This window comes from Paenibacillus sp. D9, assembly GCF_001188365.1.
Classification (GTDB): domain Bacteria; phylum Bacillota; class Bacilli; order Paenibacillales; family Paenibacillaceae; genus Paenibacillus_O; species Paenibacillus_O humicus.
In genome coordinates this window covers 1,671,352-1,685,458 of sequence record NZ_JZEJ01000001.1, presented here as the reverse complement: position 1 = coordinate 1,685,458, position 14,107 = coordinate 1,671,352, and the positions used below count along the sequence as shown (strand labels likewise).

The window sequence follows — 14,107 nt, the reverse complement described above, 5'->3', positions numbered from 1 at the left end:
ATCCTTAGATGCAGGCTTTTTTGCGGCAGCATTGCCGAGGCTTGCTTGCCGTAAGCAGGCTGCTTGCATGTCGTATGCAGATCGCTAGTTAGTTGCTGGCCGCTGCGCCGTCAACGTCAACAGACGGTCACCCGGCTTTCGAGTCCGTTCCGTTCTCTTCCGTTCGATGAGGATCTTCTTCCGAATGGGGAGGGAGCTGCCGGTACAGGACGAGAGCCAGGATGAGATTGATTAGACCGAGGCTTCCGGTGGTGCCAAGTCTTATCCATGCGTACGCGGACATTTTCGGCGGCCCGTTCCCGATCGGCCCCGTTTTGGGCACGTTCAGAGCCCACCAGATGTCGATCAGAATGAACAGGAAGAAGACGACAAGAATCAGGCTGAAGACGAGATAGCCGGTCACGAAGAAACGGTTGTTCCTCATCCACCGCTTCTTTTCGCTTCATTAAAAGCGTCCGAGCCGCCCCTGGGGATGCTGAGCGTGTGCCAGTCTCCGGAACGGTACGCCTTGGCGGCATACACGATCTGCCCGACATGATGGCTGAAGTGGGCGACCTGGCGCTGGATCGCTTCGACGACGGTATGCCGCTCGCCGCGGATGAGGACGGTGCCGAGCAGATCTTCCGGCTGCAGGGAATCGAAGGCCGTCCGGAGAGCGGCCCATCCCTCCTCCCAGCCGGAGAGGACAGCCTGCCTGTCCGTCCCGGGCGGAAGCTCGAATTCCCCGTCGCGGTTGCGGTCCGGCTTTTCCCCGTCGGCCGTCAGAAAGTCGGTCCATCTGGACTTCAAGTTCCCGGACAGATGGCGGACGATGACGGCGATGCTGTTGGATTCCGGCGAGGGCGTCCAGAACAGGCCCCCGTCGTCGATTTGGCCGAGCGAGCGGTCCGCCAGCTTCTTCTGGCTTTCGAAGGTCGCGAGGCAGCTTTGCAGCAGATGGCTTCCGAGCTGTTGAGAAGACATGTCGTTTTCCTCCTTAGACTTGTTCTCCCCCTATCATACTCCTTGCTGGAAATATCCGGCAAACCGATTTTGCGATCGGCAGGCCAAGCTATTTTTATCGGGAGACGGCAGATAGGCAGGCGGATTTTTTTCTTGAGCATTAATTCTATTTGATGTATATTTATTCATATTGTAAAAAAGGCCGAGAGGAGGACCATGGATGCTGGTAAAGGAAGCGTTGTGCCGCAAAGCAAGCCCCCAGGACGTGGATACGCTGTATGAGCTGATCAAAAATTATGCAGAGAAGGGGATCATGCTTCCGAGGTCCAGGGAAGTGCTCCTCCGGCAGATCGATACGTTCGTCATTGCCGAGCTCGATGGAGATGTCGTCGGCTGCGGCTCTCTTACGCGGCTGGGGCAGGACCTGGTCGAGATCCGCTCGCTCGGGATTACGGAAGGATACAAGGGATACGGCATCGGCAGCAAAATCGTCGATCTGCTGATCAAGAATGCCCAGGAGCAGGGCATACCGAAGATCATGGCGCTGACCTATGAAGTCCGCTTCTTCGAGCGCAATGGATTTGCCGTCGTGAACAAGGATATTTTTCCGGAGAAAGTATGGACCGATTGCATCCATTGCCCCAAGCAGCATGCCTGCGACGAGATCGCGGTTTTGCGAAATATTTGATCAGCCGGCTTCCGGCAGGAACTGAAGGGGCCGATCGCGAAGCAGAAGAAGAAGCCGCCCGGGGGACGGGCGCTTTTTCTTTCGGGCAGGCTGCCCGCCTGAATCGGCCGGGTTTATAGAAGGAAGATGAGTTTTCGGGTGAAAAGCCGGCCTGACATGAAAGCGATTTCTTCAACATATGCTTATCCTAAAGGAGATGCTGCCAAATGTCGTATTTATCCGTCAGCACATGGAGCCTGCATCGGCTTCTCGGTCCTCTTCGCTGGACGATATGGGACGAGGAGGACGGCGTCCACAGGACGGCGCTGGAGCCGCAGCCGGAAGAGCTGTCCTTGCTGGAGCTGCCCGCTGCAGCGGCAGCGAAAGGCTTTCAGGCGCTCGAGGTATGCCACTTCCACTTTCCTTCCCGGGAGCCGGACGATCTCATGAAGCTCAGAGCCGCATTTCGGAATGCAGGAATCGCATTCGATACGCTGTTGCTGGACTACGGGGATCTGACTTCGCCGGATCCACGCAGAGTCGAGGCGGACGAGCGGTATATCTCGTCCTGGATCGATGCTGCCGCCCTTGCCGGAGCGAAGAAGGTGCGGGTCATTGCAGGAGAAGCGATGCCGACCGATGAGGGGGCTCTAGCCCGCTCCGCTGCGAGCCTGGACAGACTGTCGGCCTATGCGCACGAATGCGGGGTGCGCATCGTGACGGAGAATTTCAAGCCTCTGACCTCCACAGGTCCCAGCTGCCTCAAGCTGCTCGGGCGGACGGAGAAGCCGCTGGCGATGATAACGGATTTCGGCAATTTCAAGGGCGCGGCCAAATACGAAGAGCTGGCGATGATTTTGCCGAGAAGCTTGTCCGTGCACGCCAAGGCCGAGTTCGACGAGCACGGCATCCCGGACGAGCAGGAGCTTCGCCTTTGTTTGGAAGCTGTCCGCCATTCGGGTTACGACGGCTCCTACGTCATCATCTATGACGGTCCCGGGGACATGTGGGCCGGAATCGAGAGGGTGCGCCGAATCGTGGAGCCCTATGCGGCCGGCTGAAGCCTTGCAGATACCAAATCACTTGACAATCGTCGAGTAGGTTTGGTATTTTTGTATTAAATGTTAGCACTCATCAAGGTGGAGTGCTAACGGCGAACCGGCAAGCCGGCCGAAAATGGATACGCACGGGAGGAGAACGCGGATGTTAACCGAACGACAGCAGCTTATTCTTGGCGCCATCATCAATGACTATATCCGGTCTGCCGAGCCTGTAGGTTCCCGCAGCATCTCCAAGCGGGGAGACGTAGGCTTCAGCCCTGCGACCATCCGCAACGAGATGGCGGATCTGGAGGAGCTCGGCTTCCTGGAGCAGCCCCATACATCGGCCGGACGCATCCCTTCCATTCAGGGATACCGGTATTACGTCGACCATTTAATGAAGCATGACAGCGTCACGGACAACGAGCTCAAGACCATGCGGTCGTTTTTTGCGAGCCGGATGATCGAGATGGAGCAAGTCGTCCAGCATGCCGCGATGATTATCTCGAACCTGACCAATTACACCTCGATCGTGCTCGGACCCGATTCGGTCAATCAGGCGCTCAAGCATTTCCAGCTTGTTCCCCTTGGCGGAGACAAGGCGGTCGCGATCGTCGTCACGGATACCGGCCATGTCGAGAACCGCACGGTGACGATTCCGGCCGATCTGGACATGAGCGACATGGAGAAGGCGGTCCGCTTCCTCAACGAGAGGCTGAGCGGAGTTCCGCTGCTGCGGCTCAAGTCGCGGCTGTTCTCGGAAGCCGGGGAAGAAATGGGTCGTTACGCCGAGCAGATCGAAGGGCTTCTGGGCATACTTGAACAGGCGCTGCGGCCGGAGCAGGACGGCAGGCTGTTCGTCTCCGGCACGACCAACATCTTAACGCAGCCGGAGTTCAAGGATGTCGACAAGGTCAAGACTCTGTTCGATCTGCTCGACGAGACGCCGACGATGCTGAAGCTGTTCTCGTCCATGCCGGAAGGCATCCAGGTGCGGATCGGAACCGAGAACGACCATGAGGCGATAGCGAGCTGCAGCCTGATTACGGCGACTTATGCTCTCGACGGACATTCGCTCGGCACGATCGGCATTCTCGGCCCTACCCGGATGGACTACGGCAAGGTCATCAGCCTTTTGGGAGCGCTCAGCAGCAACATGCATTTGATGATCGGGCGCGGAGGGCAGCGCTGAAGCGGAGACATTGGATCCCGCACCGCCATGGTGCAGGATGACCGGGCGAGATCCCGGTACATAAGCCGCTAGCGGCGATTATTGCAGGAGGTGAGTATGCTTGGAATCCAAGAAGAATACGCTAGATGAACAGGAACAGCATCACGAAGGGGATAGGATGGACCCGGATCAGCAGACGGCCGAGCAGGCATCGGCTGCCGCGGCAGGCGAGCCGGCTCCGGCAGAGGGCGGGGCGGAAGCCGAAGCTCCCGCAGCAGATCCGCGCTACGACGAGCTGTCGAAGCAGGCGGAGGAGCACCAGCAGCGCTATCTGCGCGCACAGGCGGACTTCGACAATTTCCGCCGCCGCACGCAGAAGGAGAAGGAAGAGCTTGCCCAGTACGCCTCCTCGAAGCTTCTGACCCAGCTTTTGCCGGTCGTCGACAACTTCGAGCGCGCGCTAGCGGCGGCAGCCGGCAGCGGCGATTCCGATTCGCTTGCCAAGGGCGTGGACATGATTTTCCGCCAGCTGCAAGGCGTTCTTGAACAGGAAGGCCTCAAAGCGATGGAAGCGGTCGGAAGCCCGTTCAACCCCGAGTTCCATCAGGCGATCATGCAGGTGGAGTCGGAAGACCATGAGGAAGGCATCGTCGTGGAGGAAGTCCAGAAGGGCTATATCCTCAAGGACAAGGTGCTTCGCCCTGCGATGGTCAAGGTCAGCGGTTAAGCGGTCGTCCCGGCGCATTAAGCTGCCTTTAAGATACAGAGGTTATACTTCATTTATAAAATGTGGATGAAAACGAAGGAGGATATACTCATGAGCAAAGTAATCGGCATCGACCTTGGAACAACGAACTCCTGCGTAGCGGTAATGGAAGGCGGCGAAGCCGTCGTCATTCCGAATCCGGAAGGCAACCGCACGACCCCATCGGTCGTCGGCTTCAAGAAGGACGGCGAGCGCATCGTCGGCGAAACGGCCAAGCGCCAAGCGATCACGAATCCGGACCGCACGATCATGTCGATCAAGCGCCATATGGGCACAAACCACAAGGAAACGGTAGACGGCAAAGACTTCACGCCGCAAGAAATCTCTGCGATCATTCTGCAGAAGCTGAAATCCGATGCGGAAGCCTACCTGGGCCAAGCCGTGACGCAAGCGGTCATTACCGTACCGGCCTACTTCAACGATTCCCAGCGCCAGGCGACCAAGGACGCAGGCAAAATAGCCGGCCTCGAAGTGCTCCGCATCGTCAACGAGCCGACGGCCGCAGCACTTGCTTACGGCCTCGAGAAAACGGAAGATCAAACGATTCTCGTCTATGACCTTGGCGGCGGCACGTTCGACGTCTCCATCCTCGAGCTCGGCGACGGCTTCTTCGAAGTCAAAGCGACAAGCGGTGACAACCACCTCGGCGGCGACGACTTCGACCAAGTCATCATCGACCATATCGTATCCGAGTTCAAGAAAGAGCATGGAACGGATCTGTCCAAGGACAAGGCTGCCGTCCAGCGCCTGAAGGATGCGGCCGAGAAAGCGAAGAAAGAGCTGTCCGGCGTCCTGACGACGACGATCAGCCTGCCGTTCATCACGATGGTAGACGGCGTTCCCCAGCACTTGGAGATGAACCTTACCCGCGCCAAATTCGAAGAGATCGCAGCTCCGCTCGTCGAGCGCACTCTCGGACCTACGCGTCAAGCTCTGAGCGACTCCGGCCTGTCCGCGAGCGAGATCAGCAAGGTCGTCCTTGTCGGCGGCTCCACTCGCATTCCTGCCGTGCAGGAAGCGATCAAGAAGCTGATCGGCAAAGAGCCGCATAAAGGCGTCAACCCGGATGAAGTCGTCGCTCTCGGCGCTGCCGTTCAAGCGGGCGTCCTGACCGGCGACGTCAAGGATGTCGTGCTGCTCGACGTCACTCCGCTCTCCCTCGGCATCGAGACGGCCGGCGGCGTGTTCACCAAAATGATCGACCGCAACACGACGATCCCAACGAGCAAATCCCAAGTGTACTCCACCTATGCGGACAACCAAACAAGCGTAGAAATCCACGTCCTGCAAGGCGAGCGCTCCATGGCTTCGGGCAACAAGACGCTTGGACGCTTCATGCTGGGAGACATTCCGCCGGCTCCGCGCGGAATTCCGCAGATCGAAGTCACCTTCGACATCGACGCCAACGGCATCGTGAACGTCAGCGCCTTGGATAAAGGCACGGGCAAGAGCCAGAAGATTACGATCACATCCTCGAGCGGCCTCAGCGACGAGGAAGTCGAGCGCATGATGAAGGACGCCGAGCTGAACGCCGAGGAAGACCGCAAGCGCAAAGAGCTCGTCGAAGCGAAAAACAATGCCGACCAGCTGATCTACTCCGTCGACAAGACGGTGAAGGATCTGGGCGACAAAGTCGATGCGGGCGAGATCGAAAAAGCGAACAAAGCGAAGGAAGCTCTGCAGGCGGCAATCGGCGGCGAAGATCTGGAAGTCATCCAGAAGGCGACCGAGGAGCTGACGGAAATCGTGCAGCAGCTGTCCGTTAAGCTTTATGAGCAAGCGGCTCAAGCCGAGCAGGGCGCTCCTGGCGCAGACGCGGGCGGAGCTTCCGCCGGCGGCAAGGACAACGTCGTGGACGCCGACTACGAAGTCGTCGACGACAAGAAGTAAGCGGGTTGCTTCTTCGACGCGAATGGACAGGGATGGACTTGAAGGAGCCGTTCGCGTTACCATAGCAATAGCCATCCATCAAGCGGCTCCGCCTTTTTCCAAGCAGCGCCCTGCGGCCATCCGGCCCGGGGCACCGGGAGGGAGAGGGCGGCAAGCCGTTTGTTGCGTGTTTGAGCAAGGGTGAAAGTAAGAGTTTAGATGCGGATATGCGGGAGTGGTCTGTTCGGGTCTGGAAAAACGTCAGTGGTCGCCTTTGAAGACAAATTTCAACCCTTTTAAGGGGTTGTGAAAAAAGAAAGTTGTCTTCAACAGCGATGGGAAGATCGAACAGTTCCTACAGCATGCTTGAGCATATCGATAAAATCTCATGGGGGTGAGAGAGGTTGGCGGACAAACGCGATTATTACGAGGTGCTTGGAGTCGATAAAGGCGCCTCGGGCGAAGACATCAAGAAGGCTTACCGCAAGATGGCCAGGCAGTACCATCCCGACGTGAACAAGGAAGCGGATGCGGAAAGCAAGTTCAAGGAAGTGAAGGAAGCCTACGACACGCTGAGCGACGATCAGAAGCGTTCGGTGTATGATCAGTACGGCCACGTCGACCCGAATCAGTTCGGAGGAGGCGGCTTCTCCGGACAGGACTTCGGAGGCGGCTTCGGCGACATCTTCGACATGTTCTTCGGCGGCGGAGGCGGCCGGCGCGATCCTAACGCGCCGCAGCGGGGCAACGACCTGCAGTATACGATGACGATCGAGTTCAAGGAAGCGGTGTTCGGCAAGGAAACCGAGATCACCATTCCGCGGACCGAAAATTGCGATACATGCCACGGCTCCGGCGCCAAGCCGGGAACGAAGCCGGAAACCTGCTCGGTCTGCCGCGGCAGCGGTCAGCAGGAGGTCGTGCAGAACACGCCTTTCGGCCGCATGGTCAACCGCCGCGCCTGCACGAACTGCAGCGGCACCGGCAAAATCATCAAAGAAAAATGCGGCACCTGCCATGGCGCCGGCAAAGTCAAAAAACAGCGTAAAATCACGGTCAAGATTCCGGCGGGCGTGGACGAAGGCGCTCAAATCCGCCTGACTGGCGAGGGCGAAGGCGGAACGAAAGGCGGCCCGAACGGCGATCTGTACATCGTGCTGCGCGTCAAGCCGCATGAATTCTTCGACCGCGAGAACGACGACATCTACTGCGAGATCCCGCTCACGTTCGCGCAGGCGGCGCTCGGCGACGAGATCGAGATTCCGACGCTGACCGAGAAGGTCAAGCTGAAGATTCCGGCCGGCACCCAGACGGGCACGTATTTCCGCCTGAAGGGCAAAGGCGTGCCGAAGCTGCGCGGCTACGGCAACGGCGACCAGCATGTCAAGGTGACGGTCGTGACGCCGACCGCCCTCAGCGACGAGCAGAAGGATCTGCTTCGCCAGCTCGGCGGCTTAGGCGGCTCCTCGGCTCCTGGCCAGGAGCAGGAGCATCACGAAAGCATTTTCGACCGGATGAAAAAGGCTTTCCGGGGCGACTAGTTCTGCAAGGCAAGGCAATAAGGTGCGTTCTTCTCCTTGAAGAGCGCACTTTTTGTCTTTTGAATCAGCAATTATGACGGGTATCATGCTGACACATAAATTCTATCGCCGCAATAAAAGGTGAACGCGCTTGAGAAAGCACGACCAGCTTTGCATGTATGAAAGCGCTTGACACGATCCCATCCTGCGCTTATGATTAACCCGTGGTCAATTGGATGATCCAATTACGGCAACGTGCGAGATAGAGAGGAAAGACTTATTTATGACGATTAAGAAAATCAAATATCATCGGGTCTACGAGGATGTCATCGAGCAGCTGAAAACCCTTATTCTCGAAGGCAACCTCGCCCCAGGAGACTTCCTGCCGACGGAGAGGGAGCTGGCCCAGTCGTTCGGCATCAGCCGCGGCACGCTGCGGGAGGCGTTCCGCATCCTGGAGCGCGAAGGGCTGATCGAGGCCAGGCCCGGCGGCGGCCGCTTCCTGAGCAAGTCGCTTGAAGTCGCCGAGGACCGCAGCCGCATCCTCGACAATATCGAGCGGGCGACGATCATTGAACTGCTGGAGGCCCGCGAGCTGTTCGAGACCGGCATCGTGGAGCTCGCCGCCAAGCGGGCGACCGAGGAGGATATCGCGGAGATCGAAGACGCTTTCGAGGCTTGGGGAAGGATCGATCTCGACGGGGACCGCTCCAAGCCGGATCAGGCTTTCCACCTGTCGATCGCCAAGGCGACCCATAATGTCGTGCTCGTCAACATGATCGAGCTGCAGATGGATATGCTGCAGCGCACGCTGAGCAAGACGGCGGTCATTCCCGGCCGCAAGAGCGAGGTCTACGAGGAGCATCTGCTCATTCTGCAGGCGATCAAGGAACGGGATCCCGTCAAGGCGAGGCTTGCCTTGCTCAACCATTTGAGCCATGTGAAGGACAATATTCAACGAAACGCGGTTCAAGCCTAAGGGGAGATCCCCTTTTTCTTCACCCTAAATTGGGTGATCCAATTATCCAGCTGTCCAATCATCCAAATGTTTCCAGAACGATCTACTACGACTTGAAAAGGAGGGAGACCGAGATGAGCACAGATATTCGAATCTTATCGCCCTGCGGCATGCTGGGATACGGATTTCCGGAGAAATCCTTCATGAACGGAATGAGCCAGGAGCCGCACGGCATCGTCGTGGATGCCGGCTCGACCGATGGAGGACCGCACAAGCTGGGCGCCGGCGTCTCCATCGTCAGCAAGAGGGCGGTGAAGAAGGACCTCGGCATCATGATTCCAGCCGGACTATCCAGCGGAATACCGATCATCATCGGCTCGGCCGGGGGCTCCGGAGCGAGAACGCATGTGAACTGGACGCTGGAGATCATCGACGAGCTCCTGGAGGAAATGAACCTGCAGGCCAGCATTACCGTCATCTGGGCAGACTTCTCTCAGCAGGATATCCGGCAGGCCAGAGAGGAAGGGCGGATCGTCTCCCTGAGTCCGAACATTCCGCCGCTCACGGAAGAGGCCATCGCGGCTACGAACAGCATCGTGGCCCAGATGGGACACGAGCCGATCGTCGAAGCGCTGCGAGGCGGGGCGGATATCATCGTCTGCGGCAGAGCCTACGATCCATCGCCGTTCGCGGCTATCGGCATCTATCATGGCAAGGATCCGGGCCTGTCCTACCATCTGGGCAAGATTTTGGAATGCGGCGCGCTGTGCGCCGAGCCGGGCACGACCAAGGACAGCATTCTCGGGACGATCGGCGACGGCTATTTCACCGTCCAATCGCTCAATCCGGACCGGACCTGCAGCGAGACAAGCGTGGCGGCCCATACGTTCTACGAGAAGGAGCATCCCTACATCCTGCATGGACCGGGCTTCACGCTGGACCTGGAGTTATGCCGCTTCGAGGAAAGCAGTCCTGGCGTCGTGCGCGTCAGCGGCAGCCGGTATCTACCGGCAGAGACGTATAGAATCAAGCTCGAAGGCGCGAGGCAGACCGCTTACCGGACCTTCGTCGTGGCGGGCATCCGCGACCCGATCCTACTGGGCAAGCTGGAGGCGGTCCAGGAGCTGGTCCGCAGCCAGGCGAAGGACTACTATCGGGACATCCCGGAGTCGGATTACGAGATCCGCTTCTACAACTACGGGATGAACGGCGTGCTGGGCAGCCAGGAGCCGGAGGCGTTCCGGGGACATGAGGTCGGCGTCATGTTCGAGGTTGTCGCCCGCACGCAGGAGCTGGCCAGCAGCATCTGCGCGACCGTCCGCTCGACCTTCCTGCATTACGGCTATGAGGGACGCAAGTCGACCGCCGGCAATCTGGCCTTTCCGTTCGCTCCCAGCGATATCGAGTTCGGGCCGGTATATGCGTTTTCCATGTACCACCTGATGGAATCGAGACCGGATGTCTTCACGATCGAGCAGCGATAAGGAGGAAGCAAGCCATGACCAAGCTCGGCGATATGGCCAAGGTGCTGCGAAGCAAAAACTCCGGCCCCTTTGAACTTACTCTGGATGTGCTCTTCGACTCCAGGGAAATGTATGAACACGTCAAGAACTCCGGTTCCGTCACAAGAGAAGCCGTCAGCAAGGCTTATGGAATGACGGAGGAACGGATTCATCACTTTGTCTTTTTCGACCAGGCGCTCGGCTTCAAGGTGACGATGTCGCGGGATATCTCCTCCGGCAGCGCCGGAGACCGGGATGTGTACGGAGCCCAGCAGCATGCCCCGCTCATGCAGCTGGAAATCCATTGTCCCCGGGAGGTGTAGGCTATGAACGTCATGAAGCGGCTGCGGCAGGACTGGGTTCTTTACGCCATGCTGTTCCTGCCCCTGCTCTACTTCTTCATCTTCCATCTCATCCCGCTGTACGGCATGAAGCTCGCCTTCCAGGATTACCGCATCATCGGCGACCCTGTCTGGGTCGGATGGAAGCATTTCAAGACGCTGTTCAGCTCGCCGGCATTCGCCAGCGTGCTCCAGAACACCATCATCATCAGCTTGATGAAGATCATCTTCGTCTTTCCGATTCCGATCGCGCTGTCTCTCTTCATCAATGAAGTGCGCAGCTCCAAGTACCGCAAATACGTGCAGTCCGTGCTTTACCTGCCGCATTTCCTGTCCTGGGTCGTCATCGCGGGAATCTGGATCAGCCTTCTGAATCCAGCGACCGGCGGCGTCAACCAGATCGCGAGCTTCTTCCAGCTGCCGTCGGTCGATTATATGACGAGCAAGGAGCATATCCGCTGGGTGCTCGTCTTCTCGGAGATTTGGCGCAGCGCGGGATGGGATTCCATCATCTATCTGGCTGCGATCATGAAAATCAGCCCGGGGCTGTACGAAGCGGCCAAGATCGACGGCGCGACCCGGCTGCAGCAGATGCGCTTCATTACGATGCCCCATCTCTACAGCACTGTTGTAACCGTCTTCATTCTCAATCTGGGCTTCTTCATGAATGCCGGCTTCGATCAGGTGTTCAACTTCATGAATGCATCGGTCATCAGCGTCGTGGACATTCTGGACACGTATGTGTACCGGATCGGCATCGGCAACGGCCAGTTCGCCTATGCGACAGCGGCAAGCCTGTTCAAGGGCGTCATCGGCATCGTCCTCATCCTAGGCACGCATTTCATCTCGAAGCGCATCTCAGGCAAAGGCGTCTGGTAGGGGGGGATAACAAGTGAGAAGACTGGAAGTTTCGAAACTCGTCATTTATTTGCTGTTGTTCGCCTTCACGCTCATGGTGCTCGTGCCTCTGCTCAATCTGCTTGCCCTTTCCTTCACGGAGCCGGGCAAGGCGCATCTGATGGGCGGTCTGGACATCATCCCGAAGGGCTTCTCCACGCTCAACTATGAGCTTCTGTTCGCCAATCCGCTCATTACGGGCAGCATCCTCAATTCGGTCTGGATTACCGTTGCGGGTACGGCGCTGAACCTGGCGCTCACCTCGATGGCCGCCTACGTGCTCGCCCGCAATGAATTCGCAGGCAAGAAATTCGTCCTTTTCTTCCTGATTGTCATCATGGTATTCGAGCCGGGCATGATACCCGAATATTTGCTCATCAAGGATATCGGCCTGATGAATACGCTGACCTCGCTGATTCTGTACAAGGCGGTCAATGTGTATTATCTCTTCATCCTGATGCGGTTTTTCCAGGACATTCCGGAGGAAATTCTGGAGGCCTCCCGCATCGACGGAGCCGGCCACTTCCGCATGTACAGCCGGATCATGATGCCGCTCTCCAAGCCGGGGCTGGCTACGCTCGGACTGTTCTACGGCGTGTACCACTGGAACGAGTATTTCCGGGCCACGCTGTACATCTCGGAGCCGGCGAAGTGGCCGCTGCAGGTCGTGCTGAGGCAGTTCGTCGTCCGCAAGGACAATACGTCGCTCATCGGCAGCCAGAATATGTTCGACAGCTCCATCCATTTCGACTTCGCGGCGCTGCAGGCCGGAACGATCATCATCGCCATCGTGCCGCTGCTCGTGCTCTACCCGTTCATCCTGAAGTATTACGCCAAGGGCGCTCTGGAAGGGGGAGTCAAGGATTAAGCCGGAGTGTTCCGGCCGCAAGGGCAGCTCAAGCGAGGCAGGTTATCATCTATAAGGGGAGATAAAAAACATGAAAAAATGGAATTCAATCGCGATCGTTGCTGCGATGGCCGTCGTCATGACCGCCTGCTCGTCCAACTCGGGCACTCCGGCCGCCAACCAGGGAAATACCGGCTCGGCACAGCCTGAAGGCAGCGGTCAGCCGGTTACGCTCAAAATCGTCTACAAGGACGAGGGCACGGCGAACGCCGCTTCGGTCCGGTTTTTCGGAGAGCTGGAGAAAGCGCTTGCCAAGGATGAGGGCCTGAACGTCAAGTTCGAGCTGGTCGACCTTGCGCAGGGCAGCTACGCCGAGAACCTGAACCTGCTGCTGCTCGGCGGCACGATTCCGGACATCATTTATTTCCAGGGCGGCGACCAGCAGATGGCCGAGCAGGGCCTTCTGGAGGACTTGACTCCTTATATCAATAAATCCAAGTACGTCAAAGACATCATGGAGCCTCATAACATCACCCGCATGACCAGCTATCCGTACCTGCTCTGGATCAAGCCGCTCGCTCCGAAGGCTCCGGTCGTCCGGGAAGATTGGTTCGAGGCGATGGACAGCTCCAAGGCGCTGACGGAAAACCCGACCGTGGACAACTATTATGCCTTCTTCAAGGAGCTGGTCGAGAAGAAGCCGGGCTCCGGCAAGCCGGCTTATGCGCTGACGGCGGCGGGCGACATCGCAGAGATCAATACGATCTTCAACTCGGCGTTCGGCCTCGACAAAACGTGGATCAAAAAGGATGACGGCACGTTCGAATACGCCAAAATCTCGGAAGGCGAAAAGGAAAAGCTGGCCTTCTACAACAAGCTGTACAAGGAAGGCCTGCTGGATCCGCAGTTCATCACGAAGCAGTGGGACACGAAGGAGGACGCCTTCTACAAGGGCGAAGCCGGCGTCATCACCGGCACGGCAGGCAAAATACTCGACCTGTACAACGGCCGCATGCAGGATCTCGGGGGAGCAGGCGCCAAGCTGGTCGTACTGCCTCCAGCCAAGGGCGTCGGCCAAGGCTTCGGAGCGACGGACGTCACGAAGGAATCCCGCGGGCTCGCGATCTCTTCCCAGTCGAAGAACAAGGATGCCGCGTTCCAGGTGTTCGATTACCTCGCCAGCCCCAAAGGGCAGATGCTTGACCGCCTTGGCTATGAAAACGAGGACTACAAGATCGTCGACGGCAAGATCGAGCTGAACGAGAACTATTACAACAATTGGTATGCCCGCTTTTGGGAGCCGGTGAACTTCAAGTCCGACATTCCGCTGAAGACGCCGCTGCTGGGCGAGCCGGGGGAAAAATCGCTGAAGATGGCTTCGGAGTACTACACCGAAGACAACAACTTCATCATTCCGGAGCAGTTCGTCGCCAACTGGGATGCGATGAACAATCTGTACAAGGAATACTCGACGGACTTCATTACCGGCAAGAAGGATCTGAGCCAGTTCGGCCAGTTCGTCGAAGCTTGGAACGCAGCCGGAGGAACCGAGATCACCAAATACGCGAACAAAACCATCAAGTAAGG

At 57.9% G+C, this 14,107-nt stretch carries 14 protein-coding genes; 12 read left to right on the top strand and 2 right to left on the bottom strand.

What is annotated here, in order from left to right; genetic code table 11:
- Positions 1 to 127 precede the first annotated feature (127 nt).
- Both VE23_RS07845 and VE23_RS07840 read right to left on the bottom strand, forming a co-directional pair.
- A complete protein-coding gene (locus VE23_RS07845) occupies positions 128 to 424 on the bottom strand; it encodes a hypothetical protein (RefSeq protein ID WP_049867699.1) in 297 nt (98 codons plus the stop codon).
- Positions 421 to 963: a DUF1572 family protein gene (locus tag VE23_RS07840; protein ID WP_021879827.1), complete on the bottom strand. Its 543-nt coding sequence runs from the start codon at positions 961 to 963 to the stop codon at positions 421 to 423. The genes VE23_RS07845 and VE23_RS07840 overlap by 4 nt, the downstream gene beginning before the upstream one ends.
- A 199-nt stretch (positions 964 to 1,162) precedes the next feature.
- On the opposite strand from VE23_RS07840, the gene VE23_RS07835 reads away from it, so the two are divergent.
- The 12 genes from VE23_RS07835 (at position 1,163) to VE23_RS07780 (ending at position 14,105) form a co-directional block, all read left to right on the top strand.
- The gene (locus tag VE23_RS07835) at positions 1,163 to 1,630 is read left to right on the top strand and encodes an N-acetyltransferase (protein ID WP_021879826.1); all 468 of its coding nucleotides are present in this window, start codon (positions 1,163 to 1,165) and stop codon (positions 1,628 to 1,630) included.
- A 206-nt stretch (positions 1,631 to 1,836) separates the two neighbouring features.
- Positions 1,837 to 2,670, top strand: coding sequence for a sugar phosphate isomerase/epimerase family protein (locus tag VE23_RS07830; protein WP_021879825.1), 834 nt, complete (start codon positions 1,837 to 1,839; stop codon positions 2,668 to 2,670).
- 142 nt (positions 2,671 to 2,812) lie between these two features.
- A complete protein-coding gene (gene hrcA / locus VE23_RS07825) occupies positions 2,813 to 3,841 on the top strand; it encodes a heat-inducible transcriptional repressor HrcA (protein ID WP_048746674.1) in 1,029 nt (342 codons plus the stop codon).
- Between the two features lie 100 nt (positions 3,842 to 3,941).
- Positions 3,942 to 4,547: a nucleotide exchange factor GrpE gene (gene grpE / locus VE23_RS07820; protein ID WP_069202441.1), complete on the top strand. Its 606-nt coding sequence runs from the start codon at positions 3,942 to 3,944 to the stop codon at positions 4,545 to 4,547.
- Positions 4,548 to 4,637: 90 nt separating this feature from the next.
- Positions 4,638 to 6,476 carry a molecular chaperone DnaK gene (gene dnaK / locus VE23_RS07815; RefSeq protein WP_048746676.1) on the top strand — a complete coding sequence of 613 codons (1,839 nt, stop codon included), beginning with the start codon at positions 4,638 to 4,640 and terminating at the stop codon, positions 6,474 to 6,476.
- A 383-nt stretch (positions 6,477 to 6,859) separates the two neighbouring features.
- Positions 6,860 to 7,996: a molecular chaperone DnaJ gene (gene dnaJ, locus VE23_RS07810; RefSeq protein WP_048746678.1), complete on the top strand. Its 1,137-nt coding sequence runs from the start codon at positions 6,860 to 6,862 to the stop codon at positions 7,994 to 7,996.
- A 262-nt stretch (positions 7,997 to 8,258) separates the two neighbouring features.
- A complete protein-coding gene (locus tag VE23_RS07805; RefSeq protein ID WP_048746679.1) occupies positions 8,259 to 8,954 on the top strand; it encodes a FadR/GntR family transcriptional regulator in 696 nt (231 codons plus the stop codon).
- A gap of 113 nt (positions 8,955 to 9,067) precedes the next feature.
- The gene (locus VE23_RS07800) at positions 9,068 to 10,417 is read left to right on the top strand and encodes an acyclic terpene utilization AtuA family protein (RefSeq protein ID WP_049867698.1); all 1,350 of its coding nucleotides are present in this window, start codon (positions 9,068 to 9,070) and stop codon (positions 10,415 to 10,417) included.
- Between the two features lie 14 nt (positions 10,418 to 10,431).
- Complete coding sequence (locus tag VE23_RS07795; protein WP_021880290.1) at positions 10,432 to 10,758, top strand: DUF4387 domain-containing protein; 327 nt, start codon at positions 10,432 to 10,434, stop codon at positions 10,756 to 10,758.
- Positions 10,759 to 10,761: 3 nt separating this feature from the next.
- A complete protein-coding gene (locus VE23_RS07790) occupies positions 10,762 to 11,655 on the top strand; it encodes an ABC transporter permease (RefSeq protein WP_048746682.1) in 894 nt (297 codons plus the stop codon).
- Between the two features lie 13 nt (positions 11,656 to 11,668).
- Entirely contained in the window at positions 11,669 to 12,541 is an 873-nt protein-coding gene (locus VE23_RS07785) for a carbohydrate ABC transporter permease (protein WP_021880288.1), read from the top strand.
- A gap of 70 nt (positions 12,542 to 12,611) precedes the next feature.
- On the top strand, positions 12,612 to 14,105 hold the full coding sequence (locus VE23_RS07780) for an extracellular solute-binding protein (protein ID WP_049867697.1): 1,494 nt from the start codon (positions 12,612 to 12,614) through the stop codon (positions 14,103 to 14,105).
- The last annotated feature ends 2 nt before the right edge of the window (positions 14,106 to 14,107 follow it).

Coding starts and splice junctions, on each gene's coding strand:
- VE23_RS07845 (WP_049867699.1), bottom strand. CDS start 424: ATGAGGAACAACCGTTTCTTCGTGACCGGCTATCTCGTCTTCAGCCTG.
- VE23_RS07840 (WP_021879827.1), bottom strand. CDS start 963: ATGTCTTCTCAACAGCTCGGAAGCCATCTGCTGCAAAGCTGCCTCGCG.
- VE23_RS07835 (WP_021879826.1), top strand. CDS start 1,163: ATGCTGGTAAAGGAAGCGTTGTGCCGCAAAGCAAGCCCCCAGGACGTG.
- VE23_RS07830 (WP_021879825.1), top strand. CDS start 1,837: ATGTCGTATTTATCCGTCAGCACATGGAGCCTGCATCGGCTTCTCGGT.
- hrcA (WP_048746674.1), top strand. CDS start 2,813: ATGTTAACCGAACGACAGCAGCTTATTCTTGGCGCCATCATCAATGAC.
- dnaK (WP_048746676.1), top strand. CDS start 4,638: ATGAGCAAAGTAATCGGCATCGACCTTGGAACAACGAACTCCTGCGTA.
- VE23_RS07805 (WP_048746679.1), top strand. CDS start 8,259: ATGACGATTAAGAAAATCAAATATCATCGGGTCTACGAGGATGTCATC.
- VE23_RS07800 (WP_049867698.1), top strand. CDS start 9,068: ATGAGCACAGATATTCGAATCTTATCGCCCTGCGGCATGCTGGGATAC.
- VE23_RS07795 (WP_021880290.1), top strand. CDS start 10,432: ATGACCAAGCTCGGCGATATGGCCAAGGTGCTGCGAAGCAAAAACTCC.
- VE23_RS07790 (WP_048746682.1), top strand. CDS start 10,762: ATGAACGTCATGAAGCGGCTGCGGCAGGACTGGGTTCTTTACGCCATG.
- VE23_RS07780 (WP_049867697.1), top strand. CDS start 12,612: ATGAAAAAATGGAATTCAATCGCGATCGTTGCTGCGATGGCCGTCGTC.